This is a genomic window from Stagnimonas aquatica, assembly GCF_003730135.1.
GTDB classification, from domain to species: Bacteria; Pseudomonadota; Gammaproteobacteria; order Nevskiales; family Nevskiaceae; genus Stagnimonas; species Stagnimonas aquatica.
The window spans coordinates 626,289-649,408 of record NZ_RJVO01000001.1; the positions used below are offsets into that span (position 1 = coordinate 626,289).

Here is a 23,120-nt window from a genome sequence, read left to right on the forward strand (position 1 = left end):
TCCCATAAATGGGTGAGGCCGACTCACCAGGCTTGCCTCAGGCTTGCAGCCACTCTGAAGGAGAGCCTGCGAATGTCCGAGCAAGTCCTGATCGAGCGCCGTGGCGCTGTGCAGTGGATCATCATCAATCGCGAAGAGCGCCGGAACGCGCTCAACGAGGACGTGGTCCGCACCATTGATCGCGGCATCAAGGAGGCGGTCGAGGGCGGCGAGGTGAAAGCCATCGTCATCACCGGGGCCGGCGACAAGGCCTTCTGCGCCGGCGCCGATCTCGCCAAGGGCACCAAGGGGTTTGCCTTCGCGGTCGACTTCTCGCGGCCCAAGCACTACATCGTCGATCTGTTCAAGCGCCTGCAGGAATGCACCCTGCCGGTGATCGCGCGGGTGAATGGCCATGCGATGGCGGGCGGCTTCGGCCTGCTCTGCGCCTGCGACATGGCGATTGCCGCCGACGACATCCGCATCGGCACCACCGAATCGAAGATCGGCGTGACGCCGATGATGATCCTGCCCTACATGCTGCGCGTGCTGCCGCCGCGCAAGTTGCAGGAGATGTGCATCACCGGCGAGCAGTTCAGCGCGCGGGAAGCCTACGACTGGGGCCTGCTCAACTACCTAGTGCCGCGCGCCGAACTCGACAGCAAGCTTGACTGGTTGCTGGCGCGCATCACCGACAAGTCGCCGACCGCGATCCGGCTCGGCAAGCAGGCCTTCAACGCCACCCGCGACATGGGCCTGCGCGAGGCGCTGGAGTATGCGCAGGCGATGGTGCCGGTGATGTCCAGCACCAACGACGCGAAGGAAGGCATGGCGGCCTTCCAGGAAAAGCGTGCGCCGAACTTCACAGGGACGTGAACGTAGGGTGGGCTTAAGCCCACCGGACCAGCGACGCGTGGGCTGAAGCCCACCCTACGATGCAAAGGAAATTGGCAATGAGAGAACAGGTTCGTATTGGTTGTGGCGCCGGCTTCTGGGGCGACTCGGCCGAAGGCCCAAAGCAGCTCGTCGACTCCGGCGAGATCGACTACCTAGTGCTCGACTACCTGGCCGAGATCACCATGAGCCTCCTGGCACGCGCCCGGGCCAAGGACCCGGCCGCCGGCTACGCCACCGATTTCCCCTCGCTGGTCGCGGCGCTGGCGCCGAAGCTCAAGGAGCGCGGCATCAAGGTCGTCACCAATGCCGGCGGCGTCAACCCACAGGCCTGCAAGGCGGCCATCGAGGACAAGCTGCGCGAGAAGGGCATTGATCTGAAGGTCGCCATCATCACCGGTGATGACCTGCTGCCGCGCGCCGCCGAGTTTGCCGACACGAAAGAGATGTTCAGCGGCGAGACCCTGCCCGCCAAGCTGTGGAGCATGAACGCCTATCTCGGCGCCTTCCCCATCGCCCAGGCGCTGGATGGCGGCGCCGACATCGTGCTCACCGGCCGCTGCGTTGACAGCGCGGTGGTGCTCGGCCCCCTGATCCACGAGTTCGGCTGGCAGGCGACCGACTACGACCAGCTTTCCGCCGGCAGTCTCGCCGGCCATGTGATCGAGTGCGGCGCCCAGGCCACCGGCGGCGTCAGCACCGACTGGCAACTGGTGAGCGCCGACTGGGACCGCATGGGCTTTCCCATCGCCATCTGCAAGCCGGACGGGAGCTTCGTCGCCACCAAGCCGGTCGGCACCGGCGGCCGCGTCACGCCGGAGACCGTGGCCGAACAGATCGTCTACGAGATCGGCGACCCGGCCAGCTACATCCTGCCGGACGTGGTCTGCGACTGGCGCGAGCTGAAGCTCACCCAGCTCGGCGACAACCGCGTTGAAGTCCGTGGTGCCAAGGGCCGTGCGCCGACCACGCACTACAAGGTCTCGGCGACCTACCAGGACGGCTTCCGCAGCACCGGCACGATGATGATCGGTGGCGTCGATGCGGTGGCGAAGGCCGAGGCCGTCGCCGCCGCCATCCTCAAGCGCACCCGCGCGCTGATGACCAAGCGCGGGCTCGCCGACTACCTGCGTACCGACATCGAGGTGCTGGGTAGCGAGGCCAACTGGGGGGCGAATGCCCGCCGCCGCGACACGCGGGAGGTGATCCTGAAGCTGTCGGTGCACCACGCCGACAAGAACGCACTGGAAATCTTCGGCCGCGAGTTCATTCCGCCGGCGACGGCGATGGCGCAGGGCATCACCGGCTTTTCCGGCGGCCGGCCTTCGCCCACACCGCTGGTGCGGCTGTTCTCCTGCCTGGTGCCGAAGACGGCTGTTTCCATCGAGGTGGATGGACAGAGTTTTTCCCCCTCCCCCCTCGCGGGGGAGGGGCGGGGAGAGGGGGGCGTGCGCGAAGCGCAGGTGGAGACCTCACCCGAGAGCGCCCCGCCCCCTCTCCCACAAGGGGAGAGGGGACTGAGCGCACAAGAAGCGGGGAGTGTGTCGGTTCCCCTGATCGCCCTCGCCTACGGCCGCAGCGGCGACAAGGGCGATGCCGCCAACATCGGCGTGCTCGCTCGCAAGCCCGAGTTTCTGCCGCTGCTGCGCGCCCAGCTCACGCCGGAAGCAGTCGCCGCCTACTTCGCGCACTACATGCCGAGCAAGGTCGAGCGCTTCGAGATTCCGGGCCTGAGTGGCTTCAACTTTCTGCTCCACAACGCGCTCGGCGGCGGCGGCATGGCCAGCCTGCGCTACGACCCGCAGGGCAAGATGATGGCGCAGATCCTGATGGATTTCGCCGTGCAGATTCCGGCCCATCTCCTCCCCCCGCAAGCGGGGGGAGGTCGGGAGAGGGGCGGTTAGGTGCTACGCCAAACGCCCCCACCCCAACCCTCCCCCGCAAGCGGGGGCGGGAGTCAAAGCCCATGAGCAGCGCCAAGCCCGCCCGCGTACATGCCCCGCGCCTGGCGCGCGAGCAGCGCGTGGACGAGATCCTGCTGGCCGCCCGCGACTTGTTCTGCGAAAAGGGTTACGAGCTGACCGCCGTCGCCGAGATCGCGCTCAAGCTGGGCGTGGTCGAGGGCACCATCTACAAGTACTTCGCCACCAAGCGCGAGTTGCTGCTGAAGGTGCTGGAGTACTGGTACGAGGAGATGTTCGGGGACTACGCCCGCGACCTCGCCGGGCAGTCCAGCCACCGTGCGCGCCTGCACCTGTTGATCTGGCGTCACCTGCGCTCAGTGCGCGACTTTCCGCGCCTGTGCCGACTGATGTTCCGGGAAGTGCAGTCCGAGCACGACTACCGTGGCTCCCTGCTGCACGACCTCAACCGTCGCTATACCCAGCTGCTGGTCGATGTGATCGAGGCCGGCATCGCCGGCGGCGAGTTCCGCGCCGACCTGCCGGCGCCACTGCTGCGCTCGCTGGTCTATGGCGGAATCGAACACCACAGTTGGGCCTACATCATGAACGCGACCGTCAAGAACGGTCGCAACGTCTGCGGACGCGGGGCGCTCGACATCGACAGCCTGGCCGAACAGCTCACCACCCTGGTCTGCGAGGGCATCGCAGTCCGTCATTCCCATCCCTCCTCCGCCCCGATCCGGGGCGAGGACATTCCGCGCGGAGCCAGTGCATGAGTGCAGTCCCCGATACCTCACAATGGCCGTTCAAGTCGGTGCTGGTCGCCAACCGTGGCGAGATCGCGGTGCGCGTGCTGCGCACCGTGCAGCAGCTCGGCCTGAAGGGCATCGTCGTCTACCACGCGGCGGATCGCGGCACCGCCGCAGTGAAGATGGCCGATGAGGCCATCGAGATCACCGGCGCCACGCCGGTCGCCAGCTACCTCGACGGCGCGCAGATCATCGCCGCCGCGAAAGCCAGCGGCGCCGGCGCGATCCACCCCGGCTACGGCTTTCTCTCCGAGAACAAGGGCTTCTGCCAGGCTGTCGAGGCGGCCGGCATCCGCTTCATCGGCCCGACGCCGGAGCAGATCGACCTGATGGGCGACAAGGTGCGCGCGCGCAACTTCGTCGAGAAGGCCGGCTTTCCGGTCGCGCCCTCGGCCATCGAGGACGACGATCCCAAGACCTTCGTCGAGCGCTCGCGCAAGGTCGGCGCGCCGCTCTTGATCAAGCCCAGCGCCGGCGGTGGCGGCAAGGGCATGCGCATCGTCCGCGACCTCGCCCTGCTGGAGCAGGAGATCGAGCGCGGCCGCAGCGAGGGTCAGCGCTACTTCGGCGACGGTCGTCTGTATTGCGAGCGCTACATCGAGAACCCGCGCCACATCGAGGTGCAGGTGCTGGGCGACGGCCAGGGCGGTGTCGTGCACGTGTTCGAGCGCGAGTGCTCGGTGCAGCGGCGCTTCCAGAAGATCGTCGAGGAAACCCCCTCGCCGGCGCTCAGCCCCGAGCTGCGCGAGAAGATCTGCGAGACCGCCGCCGGCATCGCCCGCTCCATTGGCTACCGCAACGCCGGCACGGTCGAGTTCATCTTCGGCCAGCAGGGCGAGTTCTATTTCCTCGAAATGAACACCCGCCTGCAGGTCGAGCACCCGGTCACCGAGCAGATCACCGGCATCGACCTGGTGCTGCAGCAATTGCGTGTCGCCGCTGGCGAAAAGCTCGGCTTTGGCCAGGGCGATGTGAAGTCCAAGGGCCATTCCATCGAGTTCCGCATCTACGCCGAAGACGCCGCGCGCGGCTACACGCCCACCACCGGCCCGGTGCTGGTGCTGCATCCGCCGCAGGGCGAGGGCGTGCGCTGGGACAGCGGCATCCTCCAGGGCGGCGAGGTGACCTCGGCCTTCGACCCGATGATCGCCAAGCTGATCGTCACCGGCAGCGACCGCGCCGACGCCATCGCCAAGGGCGACGCCGCGCTGCGCGACACCGTGCTGCTCGGCTGCAAGACCAACACCGCCTTCCTGCGCCGGCTGATCGCCCATCCGGCCTTCGTCAGTGGCGATGTGCACACCGGTTTTCTCGACGCCAACCCGCAGATTGCCGCCGAGCCGGAGCTGCCGGGCGGCACCTTGCAAGCCCTGCTCGCCGCTTCCGCGCTGAGCACCCGGCCTATGCGCGACATCGCCGACGCAGTGCCGGACATGCATGCCGCCATGGGCGGCTGGAGGAATTGATATGAAGCATCAGAAGCACTCGCGCGATGCGCTCGCCCCCCTCTCCCTTAATCCCTCCCCCACGAGGGGGGAGGGAGACGAGGGGCGCGGCCTCGCGGTTGTTTGTCTCCTCTCCCCCCTCGTGGGGGAGAGGTCGGGAGAGAGGGGGAGCCTCTAAATGCAACACGCCTTCAAGCTCGGCGATGCCGAGCACAACACCGCGCTGTCGCGCTCCGCCAGCGCCTACCGTCTGCACTTCGGCGAGCAGGTGCTCAATGTCGATCTCAAGACCGGCGCCGACGGCCGCGCCTGGCTGACTGTCGGCGAGCGCCACCTCGAGGTCGTGATCGCCACGCGCGGCGACGATGTCTTCGTGCATTTCGACGGCGAGGCCTACCAGCTCCGCTACCGCCATCCGCTGGATCGTCTCGCGGCGGCCGGCGGCGGCAGCGCCGAAGACCACATCCGGGCGCCGATGCCGGGCAGCATCGTCAGCGTCTCGGTCAAGCCCGGCGATGCCGTGACCAAGGGCCAGACCCTGCTGGTGATGGAGAGCATGAAGATGGAAACCACCATCGCCGCGCCGCGCGACGGCGTGGTCGCCGTCGTCACTTACGAAAAAGCGCAGACCTTCGACCGCGATGCGCTGTTGCTGTCTCTGGTTTCCCTCCCCCGCGATGCGGGGGAGGGCCAGGGTGGGGGCGGTTCGACCCCCAAGAAAACGCCCCCATCCCAACCTTCCCCCGCGAGCGGGGGAAGGAGCTAAGCCATGAAACGCATCGAATCCAAACTCAACACCGCGTCCGCCGACTTCCAGGCCAATGCCGAGCACAACCGCCGTCTTGCCGAAGAGTTCAAGGCCAAGCAGGAAGCCGTCCGCCACCGGCGTCCGCAGCGCGACATCGACCGCCTGCGCCAGCAGAAGAAGCTCTTGGTGCGCGAGCGACTGGAGCTGCTGCTCGACCCGGGCACGCCGTTCATGGAGCTGTCCTCGCTGGCCGCCAACGAGGCCTACGACGGCGAGGTGCCGGGCGCGGCCTGCGTCACCGGCATTGGCATCGTCTCCGGCCGCGAAGTGGTCATCAACGCCGGTGACGCGAGTGTGAAGGGCGGCGCCTGGTATCCGCTGACGGTGAAGAAGACCGTGCGCGCGCTCGACATCGCCATCGAGAACCGCCTGCCGGTGGTGCACCTCTGCGACTCCGCCGGCGGCTTCCTGCCCTTGCAGGCCGATCTATTCGCCGACAAGTACATGGCCGGCCGCATCTTCCGCAACCAGTGCATGCTCTCGAAGATGGGCGTGCAGCAGGTCTCGGTGGTGCTCGGCCACTGCACGGCGGGCGGCGCCTATGTGCCGGGCCTCTCCGACTACAACGTGATCGTGCGCGGCACCGGCGCGATCTTTCTCGCCGGCCCGCCGCTGGTGAAGGCGGCGACCGGCGAGGACGTCAGCGTCGATGAACTCGGCGGCTGCGACATGCACACCAGCGTCTCCGGCACTGCCGACTACCCGGCCGGCTCGGAGGAAGAAGCGATTGCCATCGCCCGCGACATCGTCGCGCAATTCAAGCGTCCCCAGAAATCGCACATCGAATGGCAGGCGCCGGAGTCGCCCTACTACGACGGCCGCGAGCTGTATGGAATCTTGCCGCGCGACATCAAGGCGCAGTTCGACATGAAGGAAGTGATCGCGCGCCTGGTCGACGGCTCGCGCTTCCACGAATACCAGCCCAATTACGGCAAGACCCTGATCTGCGGCTACGCGCATCTCTGGGGCTACAAGGTCGGCATCCTCGCCAACAACGGCGTGCTCTTTAACGACAGCGCGCTGAAGGGCGCGCACTTCATCGAGCTCTGCAACCAGGCGCGCACGCCGATCATCTTCCTGCAGAACATCACCGGCTTCATGGTCGGCAAGGAATACGAGCGCCGCGGCATCACCAAGGACGGCGCCAAGATGATCATGGCGGTCAGCAACTGCGAGGTGCCGAAGTTCACCGTGATGTGCCACGGCAGCTTCGGCGCCGGCAACTACGGCATGAGCGGCCGCGCCTTCGACAGCCGCTTCCTGTTCAGCTGGCCGCAGTCGCAGACCAGCGTGATGGGCGCCGAACAGGCCGCCAACACGCTGGCGGACGTGAAGATCCGCCAGCTCGCCAAGCAGGGCAAACAGCTCAGCCAGGCCGACATCGACGCCATCCGCGACCCGGTGCTCGGCGAGTTCAAGCGCAAGCAGAGCGCCTGGTACACCACCTCCGAAATCTGGGACGACGGCATGCTCGATCCGGTGGATACCCGCAATGCGCTCGGCATCGCGATCTCGGCGGCGCTGAATACGCCCATCGGCGATCCGCGTTACGGGGTGTTCCGGATGTAAGGCCGGAGCCAATTGCGGCGAGTCTTGATGGGCGCTCACTCTCGTCGTCCTTATCCAAGATTGGAGGCCGAACATTGGATAAGAACCACGAAGCGAGGCGCACTGGACCAATAACTTGACTGATACTGGACCAATAACTAAGGTCCGGTCATGGCCTACCAGCCCCACTTCGAGATCACTCCGCCGCTGCTCTCGCGCGTCGAGCAGATTGCCGCGCTGCGCGAGCGCATCCTGGCGGCGGCAATCCAGGTCTCCTGGATTCCGGCGTTGCAGCGCGACAGCCGTTCGCGCAACGTCCACGCCTCGACCGCCATCGAAGGCAACCCGCTGACCCTGGAGCAGGTCCGCGCTCTGGAGGAAGGACGCGCCCTCTCCACCCCTGGAGAACGCTCGCGCCGCGAGGTGCTGAACTACTTCGCCGGCCTGCGCTACGTCGAGAAGCACGCCAAGCTCGACCGCATCGGTCACGACGATCTGTTCGAGCTGCACCTGATCCTCGCCGGCGAAGTCATGGACCAGGGGCAGGCGGGCCGCTACCGCACCATCAACGTCCGTGTCGGCAATTACGTACCGCCACCGCCGGCCGAGGTCTCGGGCCTGATGTTCGAGCTGCTGGATTGGTGGAACCGCCAGTCCAGCCAACTATCGCCGGTGCTGAGTTCAGCGATTCTCCACTACCGCTTCGAGGCCATCCATCCGTTCGCGGACGGCAACGGCCGAACCGGCCGGGCGCTCGCCCTGTGGGAGCTGTACCGGCGCGGCTTCGACACCCACCACATCTTCTCGGTGGACGAGTACTACTGGGAGGACCGCCCTGGCTACTACCGTGCGCTCAATGCCGTCCGTAAACAGGGCGAAGACCTCAGCGACTGGCTGGAGTACTGCGCCGACGGCTTGTTGAAGACCCTGGAACGGGTCTGGCTGCGTATCCAGAGCCTGAATACCGCCCGACCCGAGCGGCTAGTACTCAAGCCAAGGCAAGAGGAGCTGCTGCACCTGCTACGCGATCACGACGGCCTCGCGCCCGCTGAAATCTGGGCCGCGATGAAGCTGTCGCGACAGGGCGCGCTGGACCTGCTGCGGCCGCTGATCGAGGCCGGGCTCGTCGAGAAGCGCGGAACCCAGAAGAGCGGGCGATACTTTCTGAAACCGATTCGACCTTCCCCCTAGGACCCATGCCCACACTCAACTGGATCGGCAAGGAAGCGCAGGCGCCGCGATTGATCACGGCGTATCCCGCCAGTTGAGCAGGGCGCATGACCACCCTGCGCTGCACCGCCAAGCTACTCAAGGCACTCAAGGCCACGCCGGTCGAGTCACCGCCACCGCCTGACAACCGTCTGGGCGAGTGGACAGCGAATCTCGTCCGCTACGGCCGCAAGGCCTTCGTGCTGGCGGTGAACGAGCCAACGCGGCTGGGGCTGATGATCGACGCTGCTCCCTACGCCAGCCTCGGTGAGCGCTTCACCGAGCAGTTGCTCAACAGCCTGCTGTGGCTGGGCATACCGCCCGAGCAGGCTCTGGCCGAGGCCGAGGCGAGCTGCCCGAGGGGTTTCGCGCGCAGCAACTCGGCCTCGGTGCTCGCGACCATCAACCGCTACTGCTTCGATATGGAGGCGCACTACCACTACGACCGCGAGTTGACGGCGATCGACCTAAGCCGGCGTCTGCTGAATGAGGTGGTGTTGAGCCCGGCGCATATCCGCTTTCCGGCCGACCGGGTGCGCGAAGCCTTTGACCTGCCGCCCGAGCGTCCTCGTCGCGTCGCCTTCGTCGAGCCGCCGCCCGACCAGCCTGGCGCGACTCGCCTGCTCCGGCCGGAGCCGCGCCCATCGGCCGGTGTGTCCGGCGGATACGGGGCCGGGATACCCAAGCCACCCGCCGGCTTCGTTGATCCGGGCGCGTCACTCACCGCCGGCGAGCTGGACGAGCTGAGCGCTTTTCTCGCCCAACCCCGCCTGCGCGAGCGGGCGATGGACCTCGCCATGCTGGAGGGTTACGCCGCTGCGGTGGTGATTGCGCCGGAGGTCGTGCTGCCCTCCGACTGGCTGCCCTGGGTCTGGGACCTCGACGACGGCGCCGAGCCGGCCGACTTCGAGACCGAGGCCGAAGCGCAGCGCATCCTCGGCCTGGTGATGCGCCTCTACAACGGCGTGGCCCGCGCGTTCACGCACGAGCCGGTCGACTTCAAGCCGCTCTATCTGCGCGACAGCCGCTGGGACGCCCGCCGTTGGTGCGAGGGCTTTCTGATCGGCCTCGACTTCGACGAGGCGCAATGGTTGTCGCTGATGGACCAGGAGCGGACCTGGTTCACGCCCTTCGCGCTGCTGGGCAACGGCGAGGAAATCCTTCAGGAGGAGTACGACTGCGGCAATGTCGAGCGCTGGAAGGCGATCATTCCGCAGCGGCTGGTGCAGATGCGCGACCACTGGCGCCGGCATCGTCCCGAGCCGGAACCACCACCACCGCCAATGCGCAGAAGCGAGCCCAAGGTCGGTCGCAACGATCCCTGTACCTGCGGTAGCGGCAAGAAGTTCAAGAAGTGCTGCGGCGCGCCGCAGACCCTGCATTGAGCTTAACGCCATGCACGACCGTTCCTTGCCTGCTGATCGTTCCCCTGCTGGAGGCCGCGCCTGCTCCCACAGGCCGCCCCGACTACTCACATCTCGGCGATGCCGAACTTCAGCACAGCATGTCCGCAGTCAGTTGCTGGCTGGCGGCGATGGCACTGCTGGGCCTCTACGCCTGGTGGCGCTATCGGCGCAGTTACCGGCCGGCAAAGGGAGGCTTCACGCCGCGACCGGCATTGCGGCTCGTCGTCGTCGTCGCGGCCGCCGCCACGGAGGCGCTGGTCAAGCTCGGGTTGCTCTGAGCCGATAGCCATGACGCGCTGGATCGCTCTGCTCCGCGCCGTCAACGTCGGCGGCACCGGCAAGCTGCCGATGGCGGAGCTAAAGGCGATGGCCGAGGCGCTGGGCTTCGCGCAGGTGCGCACCTACATCGCCAGCGGCAACCTGCTGTTCGAGAGCCACCTGAGCGAGGCGGCGATCAAGGCGGCGCTGGAATCGCGCCTGGCGCAATACGCCGGCAAGCCGGTCGGCGTGTTGGTGCGCACGGTGGCGGAGATGGCCGCAGTGGCAGCGGCGAATCCCTTCGCGGACGCGCCGGGCAACCGCGTGGTGGCGATCTTTCTCGACGCTCCGCCCGGCGCTGAAACGCTCGCGCAGGTCCGGCACCAGAAGGACGAGCGGTTGGCGCTGGGCGCGCGCGAAATCTACGTGCACTACGGCGCGGGCATGGCCGACTCCAAGCTGGTGATCCCGGCGGCGAAGAGCGGCACCGCGCGCAACCTGAACTCCGTCGCCAGGCTGGCGGCGATGGCCGCTGAACCCGGCTGGAGCCGTGCCGGGCCGGACCAGCTGCCCGCCCCACTCGCCTGAACGGACGACGCCCGCACCGCGCGGCGGCCTAGACTGCCGGGCATGCGCAATCCCGACTCCGCCGCCATCCCCGCCCAATCCAGCGCCCCCGATGCGCCCCAGCCTCTGGGCCCAGGCCCGGTACGGCTGAAAGCGGTGCGGGTCAGCCTGCGCAGCCGGCTGATCGTCTGGCTGCTGCGCAAGCTGCTGCGGCCGCTGGTGGGCTGGGCCGCCAACGGCTCCTACGCGCGCATCGCCAGGGTGCAGTTGCTGCTGGCTTCCCAGGCCTGCAAGGACAGCAGCGGCCTGCCGCTGGACTACCGCGTGCTCGGCCAGGTGCCGGGGCATGTGGTCGGCGACATCCAGGACCGCAGCCAGCCGGTGATCCTCTATCTGCACGGCGGCGGCTTTCTGGCGCCGGCGGTGCCGGCCACCCATGTCTGGCTGCTGGCGCGGATGTGCGCGGAGCTGGGCGCCTCCGGCTTCATGGCCGACTACCGGCTGGCGCCGTTCAACAAGTTCCCCGCCGCGCTCGACGATTGCGAGCGCGCCTACCAGGCGCTGCTGGACCTCGGCCATGACCCGCGCCGCATCGTGGTCATGGGCGAGTCGGCCGGCGGCAATCTCACCCTCGGCACCCTGCAACGCATCAAGAAGCGCGGCTGGGCGATGCCGGCCTGCGCGATTCCGATCTCGCCGGTCACCGAGATGGGCCGCGTGCACGCGCCGCCGTCGCGGGCGCTGAAGATGAAGCGCGACCCGATCCTGCCGATCGACACTCTGCAGCGGGTGGACGAGCTGTATGCCGGCGGCTGGGACGCCTCCGATCCCGAGCTGTCACCGCTGTACATGGATTGCAGCGGCCTGCCGCCGCTGTACTTCCTGGCCTCCGACAACGAGGTGCTGCTCGACGACACCGTGTTGCTGGCGCGGCGCGCGCAGGCCGCCGGCGCGCTGGTACAGCTGGATGTCTGGCCGGTGTTCCCGCACGCCTTCCCGCTGTTCGGGCAGCTGTTCCCGGAAGTGCGCGCGGCGCGGGCGGACATGCTGGCCTTCATGCGCAAGCACCTGGCGAAAACGGCGGCGTGAAGCCGGTCTCCCGGTCACCGGGAGCAGAACAAGAATGGAGGACCGATGAGCCATTACCAGAACACCTACCGGCGCTCGCTGGATCAGCGCGACGCCTACTGGGCCGAACAGGCCGCGCAACTGCACTGGGACCGCCCCTGGGACCGCGTGCTGGATGACTCGCGCCCGCCGTTCTACCGCTGGTTTCCCGGCGGCCGGCTCAACACCTGCTACAACGCGCTGGACCGCCATGTCGATGGCGGCCGCGCCGAGCAGGCGGCGCTGATCTACGACAGCCCGCTGGCCGGTGTGGTGAAGAGCTACAGCTACCGCGAGCTGCGCGACGCGGTGGCGCTGTTCGCCGGCGCGCTGCGCCAGCAGGGCGTGCAAACCGGCGACCGGGTGGTGATCTACATGCCGATGGTGCCGGAGGCGGCCATCGCCATGCTCGCCTGCGCGCGCCTCGGCGCGGTGCACTCGGTGGTGTTCGGCGGCTTCGCGGCGCCGGAGCTGGCCAAGCGCATCGACGACGCGCAACCGGTGCTGATCGTCTCCGCCTCCTGCGGACTCGAACCGGGCAGGACCATCGCCTACAAGCCGCTGCTCGACCAGGCCATCGAGCTGTCCACGCACAAGCCGTCTCGCTGCATCGTGCTGCAACGGCCGCAGTGCGCGGCCTCGCTCATCGCCGGCCGCGATGTCGATTGGCAGGCAGCACTCGCCAGCGCCACGCCGGCCGACTGCGTGAGTGTGGCCGCCACCGATCCGCTCTACGTGCTCTACACCAGCGGCACCACCGGCAAGCCCAAGGGCGTGGTGCGCGACCACGGCGGCCACGCGGTGTCGCTGGTGCATTCGATGAACGTGGTCTACGACACCCAGCCTGGCGAGGTGTTCTGGGCGGCTTCCGACGTCGGCTGGGTGGTCGGCCACGCCTACATCGTCTACGCGCCGCTGCTGCAGGGCTGCACGACGGTGATGTACGAAGGCAAGCCGGTGGGCACGCCGGATGCCGGCGCCTTCTGGCGGGTGATCGCCCAGCACCGGGTGAAGACCTTCTTCACCGCGCCCACCGCCTTCCGCGCGATCAAGAAGGAAGACCCCCAGGGCGAGCTGCTGAAGCAGTACGACCTCTCCGCCTTCAAGGCGCTGTACCTGGCCGGCGAGCGCAGCGACCCCGACACCATCCGCTGGGCGCAGCAGTTGCTGAAGGTGCCGGTGGTGGACAACTGGTGGCAGACCGAGCTGGGCTGGCCGGCCATCGCCAACTGCCGTGGCGTCGAGGAAAAGCCGGTGAAGCCGGGCTCTGCCAGCGTCGCCGTGCCCGGCTACGACATCCGCGTTCTCGATGCCGAGGGCGGCGAGCTGGACGCCGGCGAGATCGGCAACCTCGCCATCAAGCTGCCGCTGCCGCCCGGCACGCTGCCGACGCTCTGGAACAACGAGGCCGGCTACCGCGACACCTACCTGAGCCGCTACCCCGGCTACTACCTGGCCGGCGACGCCGGCTATGTCGATGAGGACGGCTACTGGTGGGTGATGTCGCGCATCGACGACATCATCAACGTCGCCGGCCACCGGCTCTCCACCGGCGCGATGGAGGAGGTGCTGGCCGGGCACCCGGATGTCGCCGAATGCGCGGTGATCGGCGTGGCCGATGCGCTCAAGGGACAGTTGCCGGTGGGCCTGGTGGTACTCAAGGCCGGCGTCAGCCGCAGCCCGGAGACGGTCTGCAAGGAACTGGTCGAGCGGGTGCGGCAGGAAATCGGCGCGGTCGCCGCGCTCAAGCAGGTGGCGGTGGTCGCGCGCCTGCCCAAGACCCGCTCCGGCAAGGTGCTGCGCGCCACCATGCGCGCCATCGCCGACGGCGCCAGCTACAACGCGCCGGCCACCATCGACGACCCGAAGACGCTGGAAGAAATCGCCGCCGCGCTGCACGGCCTGGGATATGCCGGCGCCAAGGGCTGAGGCACCCCCTTCCGTCGCTACGCGCCACCTCCCCTGCAAGCAGGGGAGGCACCGATACGCCTCCCCTACGTCGTAGGGGAGGTGGCGCCGAAGGCGACGGAGGGGTCGCCGTCAAAGCTTCGGAGAATCCGCAATCAGGAGCAGCCACCATGAGCCACACAGCCTGGACCCGCGCCCACCTGCCCTCGCTGGCCGGCCGGCAGGCCATCGTCACCGGCGCCAACAGCGGCCTTGGCCTGGAGACCGCCGTCGGCCTCGCAGCGGCTGGCGCGCACCTGGTGCTGGCCTGCCGCAGCCCCGAGCGTTCCAGCGCCGCGCTCGCCGAACTGCGGCGGCGGGTGCCGGGCGCCAGCGCCGAGCTGATGCGGCTGGATCTCTCCGACCTCGCCTCGGTGCGCGCCTTCGCCGACCAGTACGGTGGGCGGCGGCTGGACATCCTGGTCAACAACGCCGGTGTCATGGCGCTGCCCTATGCGACCACCAAGGATGGCTTCGAGCTGCAGATCGGCACCAACCATCTCGGCCATTTCGCGCTCACCGGCCTGCTGCTGCCGCGCCTGCTGGCGACGCCCGGCGCGCGGGTGGTGACGGTGGCCAGCATCGCCCACCGCGCCGCCAGCGGCTTCGCGCTGGATGACCTCCACTGGCAACAGCGCCCCTACAACAAGGCGCAGGCCTATGCCTGCAGCAAGCTCGCCAACCTGCTGTTCAGCCTGGAGCTGGACCGCCGCCTGCGCGCCGCCGGCCACGGCCTGATCGCGGTCGCCGCGCACCCCGGCTATGCCGCCACCAACATCGGCCTCAACACCGCCGACGGCGAGCGCAATGCCCTGGAGAAACTGGCGATCCGCATCGGCAACGCGCTGTTCGCGCAGTCCGCCGCAGGCGGCGCCCTGCCCAGCCTGCGCGCGGCCGGCGACCCGGCGGTACGGGGCGGCGAGTACTACGGCCCGCGCGGCCTGTTCCAGTTCGTCGGAGCGCCGGTGAAGGTGGGCCATCACCCGCGCGCCGGCGACCCGGAGCTGGCTCGCAGGCTCTGGCAGCAGTCGGAGCAAGTCACCGGCCTGCGCTACCTCTAGGGCGAACGGGGGCGCTGCGTCGGCGATGCGACCGGGCGCTCAGAAGCTCAGCGCAAGCTGTATCCCGATCCGGCGCGGATCGCCCTGGCGCGCATACAGCGTGCCCAGGGTGGCGCGGTTGAGGCTCTCGACGTAGCGCTCGTCCAGCAGGTTGTCGGCATAGAGCGTCCACTCGACACGGCCGCCGGCGTCGGCCAGCGACAGTTGCGCGCCCAGCAGCGAGCGCGCGTCGGCACGAAAGCTCGGCAGATTCGAGGGCTGGGTGAAGAAGGAGCTGCGCCAGTCGTAGAGCAACTCGCCACGCAGGGTATCGAGCCCCAGCCAGGCCTGCGCCAGACGGCGCCGGTAGTCCAGCGAGGCCGAGCCGCTCCAGGCCGGCGCGAACTCGCTGCGACGGCCGGAAAAATCGACGCCCGCACCGCCACCGTCCTTGAACTCCCGGTACTCGGCGTGCAGCCAGGCGGCGGACAGCCGGCCGCCGAAGCCATGCCAGCCGGACCCCGCCAGCTCCAGCTCCGGGCCCCAGATCCGCACCTTGCCGGCGTTGGCCATCACCGGCACCACGAAGCTGCCGTTCGGCTGGAACTGCGAGACCTGGAAGTCGCGGTACTCCGACACGAACAGCGCCGCGTTGGCGCGCAGCCGGCGCGCCAGCCAGTCGCTCTTGAAGCCGAGTTCGAGGCTGTCCACGGTTTCCGCCTCGAACCGCGCCGGCTGGGTCCGGGGCGCGAACTGGGTGTCGACGTCGTAGCCGCCGTCCTTCACCCCCCGGGCATAGCGCAGGTACAGGCGCGCCTGCGACCAGGGGCGATAGCTCAGCGCCAGATCGGGCGATAGCGACAGCGCCTCGTCGCGGTCGAGCGCCTGCGGAATCGCCGACACCCCCAGCGACTGGTAGCCGCCGCTGACCTCGGAGCGGTAGCGCAGCCGTTGCGCCAGCCAGGTGGCGCGCACCCCGGCATCGAGCCGCCAGTCCGCCGCCAGCCGGTAGCCGAGCGTGCCGAACAGCGCCAGCGAGCGGGTGTGCACTTCCGGGTAGAGGTCGACGAAGTCACCCGGCGCCAGCGCCGGCACCACCGCGCCGATCTCCGACAAGGCCAGCAGCTGCCGCTCCGAGTGCGGCCGCTGGTCGTAGTAGTAGAGCCCGAGCAGGCCGTCCAGACCCAGGCCGGGCCAGTCCCGGCGCAGCCGCAGTTCCTGGCTCAGGCGCGGGTAGCGGTCGGTGTAGTCGATGAGGTTGTAGTCGCGCGGCGAGTAGTCGAGATCCACCCGCCAGTGCCGCACGGCGTAGCGGTAGGCGCTGATCGAGGTCAGCTCCACCGGGCCCGGCGTCCAGTGCAGAGTGGCGGCGAGGCCGCCGTTGCGGTTCTGATCGGTCTGCGGGGTGTTGAGCGCGACCTGGAACAGCGCCGGTGGCAGCGCCGGCCCAGTGCCAAAGGTGCCGCTCAGCGACTCGCCGGTGGGCATCTGCGAGGCCTGCAAGGCGAGATCGCCGGCGAGGTCGAGCCGCAGCTCCGGGTCCGGCTGCCAGCGCAGGCGCCAGCGGCCAGCGGCCTCGCGGTTCTGGTCCAGCTCGCGGCCGTCGACCTGGTTCAGCGTATAGCCCTGGCGCCCCGCCAGCGACAGGCTGGCACGCATGCGCAGGGCCGGGCCCGCCAGCGGCGCGTCGAGCGCCGCCGCCAGCCGGCCGTAGCCGCCGTCGCCGTAACCGGCGCGGACCTGCAAGGCGGTGTCCTCGCCGGGTTCGCGGGTCATCAGGCTGATCGCGCCGGAGACGGTGTTCTGGCCGAACAGACTGCCCTGCGGGCCGCGGATCACCTCCACCCGGTCCAGATCAAGCAACAGCGCATTGGCCGAGGGCGGCGTGCTCAGCAGCACCCCGTCCACATAGAGCCCGGCGCGCGGCTCGAAGCCCACCTGCCGGCCGCCGCCACCGACGCCGCGCAGGTACACCGCGCGCACGCCGTTGAGGTCGCCGAGTTGCAGGTTGGCGACCCGGCGACTCAGCTGGCCGACGCTGGTGAGCCGCTGGCTTTCCAGCGTCTCGCCGTCGAGCACGCTCAGCGAGGCCGGCACCTGCTGCTCGGGCGCGTCCTGCGGGTGGGCAAGGACCACCACCGGGTCCAGCCGCAGCGCCAGCGGGTCGGCGGCCAGTGCCGCGCCGGCCACGCAGAGCCCGGCGCCGGCCAGCAGCAGGCGGGGGGCACGGCTACGCCGGGTCTTTCTGGGCATGCCCGTTTCTCCTCCGGGAATTCGCGAGCGGCAGATTAGCGGCTTGGCGGCATTTGCGGCGTGCCGCCGGACTCGCCGCTCAATGGACGGCCGTGGCCTCGGCGGCCGGCGGCCGCGCCGCCCGCAGGGCGGCCCTCAGCAGCAGGGCAGCGAGCAGCTGTGCGCCGCCGCAGACGATGAACATGGACTTGTCCAGCGCCTGGTCGTCGTTGAACACGGCGTGGTTGAGCACCCCGACCAGGGTGGGCCCGAGCCCGAGCCCGAGCAGGTTGGTGAGCATCAGGTTGAGCGCGACGGCGCGGCCGAGCACCTCCACCGGCAGCAGCCGCTGCAGCGCCGCCGGCCAGAGCACCGAGGGCATGGACAGCAGGAAGGCGGCCGGCACCACGCCGGCCATCGCCAGCCGGCTATCCACCGGCAGCAGATAGCCGAGACCGAACAGCAGGCTGGCGACGGCGGTGTAGACGCCCAGCCGCAGGGGGGCGGCGGCGTCGCCACGGTGGCGCGGCCGGTCGGCCAGCCAGCCGGCAAACAGCACGCCCGCGCCGCCGGCGAGCATGACGCTGAGGCCGTAGGCGAGGCCGAAGGCGCCGGGCGTCCAGCCGTGATTGCGGATGAAGTAGCTGGGCAGCCAGGCGGCGCTGGCGTAGGCCGAGAGCGCGAACATGGCAAAGCCCAGGTTGTGCAGCAGCAGCAGACGCCGGTGCGCCCATAGCAGGCGCAGACCGGGCCGGCGGCCGCCGGCCGGTGCCGGGCGGGGCGGTTCGCGCACGGTCAGCAGCAACAGGGCGAGTAGCGGGCCGGCCAGGGCCAGCAGCACCAGCACGTACTGCCGGGGCCGCAACTCGCCGAGCAGCGGCAGCGTGGTCGCTCCGGGCTGGACGCTGACCTGGGTCAGCAGGCCGCCAATGGCGACGGCGGCGCCCACCCCCAGGCAGACGCCCAGGGCGTAGATGCTGTTGGCGCGGGCCACCTGGTGCGGCGGGAAGCTGCTGGCGATCAGCGAATAGGCGGCCGGGGCCAGGGCGGCCTCGCCGACCGCCACGGCGGCGCGGGCGATGAGCAGATCGCCATAGCCGCGCGCGTAGGCCAGCGCCGCCACCGCGCCGCTCCAGAACAGCAGCCCGGCGATGATCAGATTGCGCCGGTTGCCACGGTCGGCGAGCGCGCCCAGGGGCAGACCCGCCACCGAGTAGGCCACCGCGAAGCAGAGGCCGAGCAGCAGGCCGACCTGGCTGTCGTTGATGCCGAAGTCGGCACGCAGCGAGCCGACCAGCAGGTTGAGAATCTGGCGGTCGAGCAGCGACAGCGTCGAGGCGAGCATCAAAACGCCAACGACGTACCAGGGGTAGTAGCGAGAAAGGGGCTGGGGCATATCCCGCCAGCTTAGCGGTGCAGCTCCGCCTTTGGCGGCTGGCTTAAAGAGACGCGACCGGCGACGGCCGCCCCGGCGTCGTGCTGGAACTGGGCGATGCAGGGCGGTCCGGAAACCCCGAGAACACCTCAAGGCGCGCAATCCCCTCCCCAAATGGGGACTGCCCGGCGTCGCCCCCGCGCACCACCATCGCTCCCGACCTGTCACAGCCCCCCGTGGCAGGCGCTCACCGCCTCGGGAACCACATGGACGACCTCATTCACACCGCTGCGGCCCACCGGCCGCACCAGCCCGGGCGCCGTCACTGGCTGAGCCTGGCCCTGCTGCTCAGCGCCGGCCTCGCCGCCTGTGGCAGTGACCAAGCCAGCGTCGATCTCACGCCGCCGGTGACACCCACCACCTTTACCGCCAGCGCCAGCGCCGGCAGCGGCGGCCGCATCAGCCCGGCGAGCCAGACGGTGAACGCCGGCAGCACCGCCAGCTTCACGGTGAGTGCCGACAGCGGCTTTCACCTGCTCGGCGTCAGCGGCTGCGGCGGCAGCCTGAGCGGCAGCAGCTACACCACGGCGCCGATGAACGCCAACTGCGCGATCAGCGCCAGCTTCGAGGCGGACGTGGTCACGCCCAGCCGCTACACCATCAGCACCAGCGCCGGCGCTGGCGGCAGCATCAGCCCGACCAGCCAGGTCGTGGATGCCGGCGCGGTGGCGAGCTTCACCATCACTCCCGACAGCGGCTTCGTCGTGCAGGATGCCAGCGGCTGCGGCGGCGCCCGTGACACCAGCAACGTCTACACCACCGCCGCGATCAATGCCGACTGCACCATCACCGCGAGCTTCGTCGCCGAACCGCCGGCGCCGCTGGTGACGGTCACCGCCAGCGCCGGCGCGGGCGGGCAGATCAGCCCCGCCAGCCAGCAGGTCCGGCGCGGCGGAACCACCGTCTTCACCGTCACCGCCGATAGCGGCTTTCGCATCCGCGCGGTCAGCGGCTGCGGCGGCAGCCTCGCCGGCAACAGCTACACCACCGGCGCGATCATCGACGCCTGCGAGGTGAGCGCCAGCTTCGAGGCCGAGGCGCCGACGGCGGCGGCGCGCAAGCTCAACGACACCGGCGTGGTCTACTGCGCCCGCGAGGTCGGTCGCAACGACGGCGACAATCGCGTCGAATGCGGCGATGCCAGCGTCACCAACGCCGCCCAGCAGGATGTCAGCCAGGGCCGCGACGCGCAGGCGCTGGCCGGCACGCTCACCAAGGTCGGCGCCAGCACGCCCAACGCCGGCACCAAGGCCAACGGCTTCGACTTCACCAAGCTCGACAAGGACGGCAATGCCCTGGCAGCCGACGCCGCCTTCTGGCGCTGCACCCGGGACAACGTCACCGGCCTGATCTGGGAAAACAAGACCGACCAGGACGACCCCAGCAATCCCAGCGACGGCAGCCTGACCACGGCCGACCTGGAGCTGCACGACAAGGACAATACCTATAGCTGGTTCAACAGCGACGCCAACAGCAACGGCGGCAACTCCGGCACCGCCACCAACGGCGTCTGCGCTCCGTCCACCCGCTGCGACACCGAGAAGTTCGTCGCCGACGTGAACGCGATGGGCCTCTGCGGCGCCAGCGACTGGCGGCTGCCGACCGTCGATGAATTGCAGAACATCGCTGACCGTGGCCGCCAGTTCGGCACCCGGCCGGAGACCAGCATGGCCATCGACCCCGGCTACTTCCGCTTCACGGAGTACTTCCAGCCGCAGGTGTACTGGTCGAGCAGCCCGGCGGTGCTAGCCGAAGAGGTGTGGGTAGTGAGCTTCAAGGACGGCATCCGCGGCGACGATTTGAAGCGCCGGAACTACTCGATCCGCCTGGTTCGCGATCCAGCGGCGGCCGTGCCGCGCTGAACCCGGCCATGCACTCCCTCACTTACGTCCACCACAGGAGCACGGCCATGCCGGTTTCCAAATTCCACCGCACCCTCCTCACGGCGCTGCTGCTGGGCCTCGGCCTGAGCGCCGGCGCCCAGGCGCAGCAGGTCTGCAATGCCAGCCTCGCCGCCACCCGGCCTGACAGCCAGTACCGCATCAGCGCCGACGGCAGCGAGGTCACCGACCTGACCACCGGCCTGATCTGGAAGCGCTGCGTCGAGGGCCAGAACTGGGACGCCGACAACCAGCAGTGCAGCGGCACGCCGACCGCGATGGCCTGGCCGGCGGCGCTGGTGCACGTCAGCGCCCAGACCGGCGGCTGGCGGCTGCCCAACCTCAACGAGGCGCTCAGCCTGCTGGAGGCGGGCTGCAAGACCCCGGCGCACAACGTCTCGGTATTTCCCTCACCGACCACCGCCAGCCAGCTCTACCACCTGAGCACCAGCACGCCGCACGCGGACAGCGACGGCGACCGCTGGGTGATCGACTTCCAGGCCGGCGTGGATCGCCAGAGCACCAAGCGGGTCGCCACCTCGCTGCTGCGCCTGGTGCGCGAGCCGCAGCCTTGAGCCGGCCCGGCGCCGGCGTGGAAGCCGGCGCCGGGGGCAACTGACGGCCGAGTCCTCGTCAATTCGGAGGAGTGAGCCGGGCCTGCGGGCCACTACATTGCCAGGGAGGTTCCGGTTCCGCTCCGGAGCCACGGCAGGGCCCACGGAATAGGCGCCCGCACACATGGCATGGAGGCGACATGGCAGCTGGCAACGGCGCCCGGGCGGGTTTGGCCCTGGGTCTGATGGGTGGTATCGCGACGGGCACGGCACAGGCCGCTTCCTATGACTTCTTCGGCCTCGATGCCGAAACCCAGTTCCAGGCCGGCTACGCCCTGGGCCTGCGTCTGGAAGACCCCGACAACCGCATCATCGCCACGCCGCCGAGCCCGAAGATTCCGATCCCCGACGCGCTGAAGCTGCCGGAGTCGAACAACTACGACGACGGCGACCGCAACTTCAAGAAGGGCGCGCTGATCAACAACCGCGTCACCGCGCTCGGCGAGATCATGCTCAAGAAGGACGAGTACGGCCTGCTGCTGCGTGGCGATGCCTTCTACGACGACGTCTATCGCCGGCTCGACAACGACAACAACTCGCCCGACACCATCAACAAGACCGGCGGCCGGGTGAACGAATTCACCCATGCCGCGCGCTACTACGACGGCCAGCGCACCCGCCTGCTCGACGCCTATGTGTACGGCAGCTGGTACATCGGCGACAGCGCGGCGTTGAACCTGCGCATCGGCCAGCAGGTGGTGGCCTGGGGCGAGAGTCTGTTCTTTTCTGGCGTGGCGCTGGCGCAAGGCCCGGCCGACGCCACCAAGGCGACGGTGCCGGGCGCGGATGTGAAAAGCATCCTGCTGCCGGTCAACCAGGTGTCGCTGCAACTGGCGCTCAACGAAGACCTCACTCTGCTCGGCCAGTACAAGCTGGAGTTCAAGGAGGTCGAGCTGAATCCGGTCGGCGAGTTCTATTCGGTGAGCGACGTGGTCGGCCCCGGCGCGGAATTCATCTACGGCATCAAGAACCCGGTGCACAAGGATGTGCTGGCCGACACCATCCTCAACGCGCCGGACCTGCTGGGCGCGCTCTACCCGGCGCTGCAACCGCTGTCGCCGCTGCTGAACCCGGTGCTCGGCTTGCCGCTGATCCCGGAAGTGGTGCGCGGCGTGGTCGGCCTGGTCGGCGCCACCGGCGTGCTCGACGGCGCGCCGAAGAACATCAACGTGCAGCGCCGCGAAGACATCCGCCCCAGCGACTACGGCCAGTGGGGTCTGGGCCTGCGTTACCGGCTGACGCCGGAAACCACCGTCGGCGCCTACCGCCTGCGCTACCACAACACCACCCCGGCGCCGGTGCAGAACTACGGCTACGCGGTTCTGCTGCCGGGCGCCGGCGGCCTGCCCGACATCACCACCCAGTTGCTCGGCGTGCAGGTGCCGGTGACCTACAACATCCGCTACTTCGACGGCATCGACCTGTCGGCGCTGAGCTTCTCCACCAGCCTGTTCGGCGCCAACGTCGCCGGCGAGGTGATCTACCGCGAGGGCGTGGACGTGCTGGTGGATGTCGATGGCGGCCTGCTCGGACCGGTGCCGACGCCGACCCGCGGCAAGGTCGGGCAGGCGCTGCTGTCGGCGATCTACACCATCGGTCCGCGCGCCTTCTGGGACTCCTTCACCCTGGTCAGCGAACTGGGCTATGTCCACGTCGAGGATGTCGATGCCGCCTGTGGCCCGACCAGCTGCTCGGAGCAGCTCACCTACACCCGCGACGCCTCCGGCTATTCGATACTCGGCATCCTCGAACGCAAGGCGGTGTTCGATGGCTGGGACCTGCAGATTCCGGTGACCTTTGCCGGCGTGATCGGCGGTCATTCCTCGCTGCTCTCGGGCCTGGGCTCGCTGATGGGCGAGGGCGACTACCGCGCCAGCCTGGGCGTCAACTTCACCCGCCTGCAGACCTTCACCGTCGGGCTCAACTACAGCGCCTTCCTGGGCGAGCCGGACTTCAAGGAGCGGCCCTACGCCGACCGCGACAACGTCTCGCTGAGCCTCACCTACCGCTTCTAAGCCGAGTGGCCGAGGCGGGTAGC

Annotated in this window: 18 protein-coding genes; 16 read left to right on the forward strand and 2 right to left on the reverse strand. The window is 69.0% G+C overall.

All coding sequences use genetic code 11. From position 1 onward, the window contains the following. Positions 1-72 precede the first annotated feature (72 nt). From ED208_RS02785 to ED208_RS02845, 13 genes are all read left to right on the forward strand, one after another. A complete protein-coding gene (locus ED208_RS02785; protein ID WP_123210314.1) occupies positions 73-855 on the forward strand; it encodes an enoyl-CoA hydratase-related protein in 783 nt (260 codons plus the stop codon). Between the two features lie 77 nt (positions 856-932). Then, the gene (locus ED208_RS02790) at positions 933-2,777 is read left to right on the forward strand and encodes an acyclic terpene utilization AtuA family protein (RefSeq protein WP_123210315.1); all 1,845 of its coding nucleotides are present in this window, start codon (positions 933-935) and stop codon (positions 2,775-2,777) included. 62 nt (positions 2,778-2,839) lie between these two features. Continuing rightward, positions 2,840-3,553, forward strand: coding sequence for a TetR/AcrR family transcriptional regulator (locus ED208_RS02795; protein WP_123210316.1), 714 nt, complete (start codon positions 2,840-2,842; stop codon positions 3,551-3,553). Beyond that, entirely contained in the window at positions 3,550-5,052 is a 1,503-nt protein-coding gene (locus ED208_RS02800) for an acetyl-CoA carboxylase biotin carboxylase subunit (RefSeq protein WP_123210317.1), read from the forward strand. Before ED208_RS02795 ends, ED208_RS02800 begins: the two co-directional genes overlap by 4 nt. Before the next feature lie 157 nt (positions 5,053-5,209). Next, on the forward strand, positions 5,210-5,797 hold the full coding sequence (locus ED208_RS02805) for an acyl-CoA carboxylase biotin carboxyl carrier protein subunit (protein WP_123210318.1): 588 nt from the start codon (positions 5,210-5,212) through the stop codon (positions 5,795-5,797). A 3-nt stretch (positions 5,798-5,800) separates the two neighbouring features. Continuing rightward, positions 5,801-7,408 carry an acyl-CoA carboxylase subunit beta gene (locus ED208_RS02810; RefSeq protein ID WP_123210319.1) on the forward strand — a complete coding sequence of 536 codons (1,608 nt, stop codon included), beginning with the start codon at positions 5,801-5,803 and terminating at the stop codon, positions 7,406-7,408. Positions 7,409-7,558: 150 nt separating this feature from the next. Further along, on the forward strand, positions 7,559-8,578 hold the full coding sequence (locus ED208_RS02815; RefSeq protein WP_123210320.1) for a Fic family protein: 1,020 nt from the start codon (positions 7,559-7,561) through the stop codon (positions 8,576-8,578). A gap of 86 nt (positions 8,579-8,664) precedes the next feature. After that, a complete protein-coding gene (locus ED208_RS17540; RefSeq protein WP_123210321.1) occupies positions 8,665-9,981 on the forward strand; it encodes a UPF0149 family protein in 1,317 nt (438 codons plus the stop codon). Then, positions 9,951-10,280 (forward strand): hypothetical protein, encoded by a 330-nt coding sequence (locus ED208_RS16935; protein WP_148044662.1) that lies wholly within the window; start codon positions 9,951-9,953, stop codon positions 10,278-10,280. The genes ED208_RS17540 and ED208_RS16935 overlap by 31 nt, the downstream gene beginning before the upstream one ends. Before the next feature lie 10 nt (positions 10,281-10,290). Beyond that, positions 10,291-10,848, forward strand: a complete 558-nt coding sequence (locus ED208_RS02830; RefSeq protein WP_123210323.1) for a DUF1697 domain-containing protein — start codon at positions 10,291-10,293, stop codon at positions 10,846-10,848. Between the two features lie 42 nt (positions 10,849-10,890). Further along, positions 10,891-11,916, forward strand: coding sequence for an alpha/beta hydrolase (locus ED208_RS02835; protein ID WP_123210324.1), 1,026 nt, complete (start codon positions 10,891-10,893; stop codon positions 11,914-11,916). 45 nt (positions 11,917-11,961) lie between these two features. After that, positions 11,962-13,863 carry a propionyl-CoA synthetase gene (locus ED208_RS02840; RefSeq protein WP_123210325.1) on the forward strand — a complete coding sequence of 634 codons (1,902 nt, stop codon included), beginning with the start codon at positions 11,962-11,964 and terminating at the stop codon, positions 13,861-13,863. Between the two features lie 149 nt (positions 13,864-14,012). Continuing rightward, positions 14,013-14,942: an oxidoreductase gene (locus ED208_RS02845; RefSeq protein ID WP_123210326.1), complete on the forward strand. Its 930-nt coding sequence runs from the start codon at positions 14,013-14,015 to the stop codon at positions 14,940-14,942. Positions 14,943-14,981: 39 nt separating this feature from the next. Here ED208_RS02845 and ED208_RS02850 read toward each other — a convergent pair whose 3' ends face one another. Both ED208_RS02850 and ED208_RS02855 read right to left on the reverse strand, forming a co-directional pair. Then, on the reverse strand, positions 14,982-17,174 hold the full coding sequence (locus ED208_RS02850; protein WP_123210327.1) for a TonB-dependent receptor: 2,193 nt from the start codon (positions 17,172-17,174) through the stop codon (positions 14,982-14,984). Positions 17,175-17,253: 79 nt separating this feature from the next. After that, positions 17,254-18,549 (reverse strand): MFS transporter, encoded by a 1,296-nt coding sequence (locus tag ED208_RS02855; RefSeq protein ID WP_123210328.1) that lies wholly within the window; start codon positions 18,547-18,549, stop codon positions 17,254-17,256. A 245-nt stretch (positions 18,550-18,794) separates the two neighbouring features. On the opposite strand from ED208_RS02855, the gene ED208_RS02860 reads away from it, so the two are divergent. The 3 genes from ED208_RS02860 (at position 18,795) to ED208_RS02870 (ending at position 23,097) form a co-directional block, all read left to right on the forward strand. Then, on the forward strand, positions 18,795-20,450 hold the full coding sequence (locus tag ED208_RS02860; RefSeq protein ID WP_123210329.1) for a DUF1566 domain-containing protein: 1,656 nt from the start codon (positions 18,795-18,797) through the stop codon (positions 20,448-20,450). 47 nt (positions 20,451-20,497) lie between these two features. Then, a complete protein-coding gene (locus ED208_RS02865; protein ID WP_158608401.1) occupies positions 20,498-21,043 on the forward strand; it encodes an Lcl C-terminal domain-containing protein in 546 nt (181 codons plus the stop codon). A 179-nt stretch (positions 21,044-21,222) separates the two neighbouring features. Next, positions 21,223-23,097 carry a DUF1302 domain-containing protein gene (locus ED208_RS02870; protein ID WP_123210331.1) on the forward strand — a complete coding sequence of 625 codons (1,875 nt, stop codon included), beginning with the start codon at positions 21,223-21,225 and terminating at the stop codon, positions 23,095-23,097. Positions 23,098-23,120 lie beyond the last annotated feature (23 nt).